General features: G+C 73.1%; 2 protein-coding genes. Both read left to right on the top strand.

All coding sequences use genetic code 11. The features are described 5' to 3' along the window. The first annotated feature begins 340 nt into the window (after positions 1 to 340). Entirely contained in the window at positions 341 to 664 is a 324-nt protein-coding gene (locus tag FV223_RS25765) for a hypothetical protein (protein WP_147729602.1), read from the top strand. A gap of 238 nt (positions 665 to 902) precedes the next feature. Next, positions 903 to 2,217: MFS transporter (locus tag FV223_RS25770; RefSeq protein ID WP_147729603.1), on the top strand; the 1,315-nt coding region annotated here is incomplete at its 3' end.

Here is a 2,217-nt window from a genome sequence, read left to right on the forward strand (position 1 = left end):
CACCAGGATCAGCGCCAGCGCCGCGCCGCCGATCGCGAGGCCCATCAGGACGACGCTGCTGAGCTGGTCGACGCCGTCCACGTCCTGGCCGATGCGATGCTCGACGCTGTTGGCGCCGTGGCCCGGCCTGTCGGGAAAGGTAGGTTGTGCCATGTCGATCTTCCTCGCGATCCGAAGGGGTGATGCGGGGGCAACGCGACATCGGACCGGTCGGTCCTCGACGTTCGGCAGGCGATGCAACATGCCGCGGGTCGCGAAGTCCCAGGCGCAGCGTGCTCCGAGCCGATGTGAACCAAAGCCTTCGCACGCCGTTGCAAGTGCCAGCGACGGGAGTGGATCGATGAAGACGCTTTGCACGGTGATGGTGGTGGGCCTGACGATCGCCGGATCGGTCGCGCCGGCCTTGTCCCAGCCCTACGGCGGCCGGGACTACGGCTACGGCGAGCGCGAATCCGGGTATGGCGGCCGTGACGACCGCTACCGCGATCGCGACCGGGGTTACGACGACCGCGGCCGCGGCGGCGGCCGCTTCGGGTTCGACGAGGCCGAGTACCTTCGCTGCAACCCCGACGTTCGCCGCGCGGTGAGCCGCGGGCAGGTGGATTCGGGCGCGGCGCATTACCGGGTGTTCGGCCGGCGCGAAGGCCGGCGGTTGAGCTGCTGAGCCTCCGACGACGCGGTCGGCCGGCACGACGGCCGGGCGGAGGCGATCTCGCCAAGCCTGGCCGGAGAGCCGCGTAGGGTCGATGGCGGCCGCCGGTTCACCGACGGCGCGGTCGGCCCGATTGAGATATGCACCCGGAGCGTAGCAACACCGTGTGGTTGCGCTTGCCGGCGCACTTGCCAGCATCCCCGCCATGGCCGCATGCAGCACGCGTTGCCGCCGCGAGCCCCAGCCCACGATGTCCCCTCCGCCCGCACCGTCGAGCACGCCGACCCATCACGGCCTGCCTCCGGCCCAGCGCAGGCGGGCGATGGTGGCGGTGCTCACCGGCGTCGCGCTGGCGACGCTCGACACCGCCATCGCCAACACCGCGCTGCCGACCATCGCCGCCGATCTCGGGGTCGATCCCGGCGCCTCGGTGTGGATCGTCAACGCGTACCAGCTCGCGGTGGTGGCGACGCTGCTGCCGATCGCGGCGCTGGGCGAGATCGTCGGCCAGCAGCGGATCTACGTCGGCGGGCTGATCCTGTTCACCGGCGCCTCGCTCGTCTGCGCGCTGGCCTGGTCGCTGCCGACGCTCGTCGCGGCCCGCGTGCTCCAGGGCGTCGGCGCGAGCGCCCTGATGGCGGTCAACATCGCCATCATCCGCTTCATCTATCCGGCCCACCAGCTCGGGCGCGGCGTCGGCCTCAACGCCTTCGTGGTCGGCGTCGGCTTCGCGGTCGGCCCGACCGTCGCCTCGCTGATCCTCGTCGCGGCGCCGTGGCCGTGGCTCTTCGCCGTCAACGTGCCGATCGGGCTCGCCGCCCTGCTGCTGGCCTGGACCGCGCTGCCGGAGACCGGCCGCTCCGGCCACCGCTTCGATGGGGTCGGCTCGCTGCTCAACGCGTCCGCCTTCGCCCTGCTCGTGCTCGGCCTCGGCGAGGCCGCGCACGAGGGGCCGCTCTGGCGCATCCTGGCGGAGGCCGCCGGCTCGGTCGCCTGCTTCCTGCTGCTGCTGCGGCGGCAGGCAGGGCATCCTGCGCCGATGCTGGCCGCCGACCTCCTCCGGCGCCCGCTGTTCGCCCTCTCCGCCACGACCTCGGTGTGCTCGTTCGCGGCGCAGGGGCTCGCCTTCGTCTCGCTGCCCTTCCTGTTCCAGCACACGCTCGGGCGCACGCAGGTCGAGACCGGCTTCCTGATGACGCCGTGGCCCGTCGTGGTCGCGCTGATGGCTCCCCTGGCCGGGCGCCTCTCGGACCGCTACCCGCCGGGCCTGCTCGGCGGGATCGGGCTCGCCGGACTCGCCGTCGGCATGGGGCTGCTCGCCGCCCTGCCGGCGAGCCCGACCGTCCTCGACATCGGCTGGCGCATGGCGATCTGCGGCGCGGGCTTCGGCTTCTTCCAGGCGCCGAACCTGCGTGCCATCATGACGAGCGCGCCGCCGGCGCGATCGGGCGGGGCAAGCGGCATCGTCGCCACCTCCCGTCTCCTCGGCCAGACCATGGGCGCCGCGCTCGTCGCCGCCTGCTTCGCGATCGCGGATGCGCACGGGCCGGCGCTCGCCCTGGGGC

The organism is Methylobacterium sp. WL116, assembly GCF_008039455.1.
GTDB lineage: Bacteria > Pseudomonadota > Alphaproteobacteria > Rhizobiales > Beijerinckiaceae > Methylobacterium.

Bases quoted from the DNA above. Each gene is read 5' to 3' on its own strand.
- FV223_RS25765 (WP_147729602.1), top strand. From the start codon at position 341: ATGAAGACGCTTTGCACGGTGATGGTGGTGGGCCTGACGATCGCCGGA.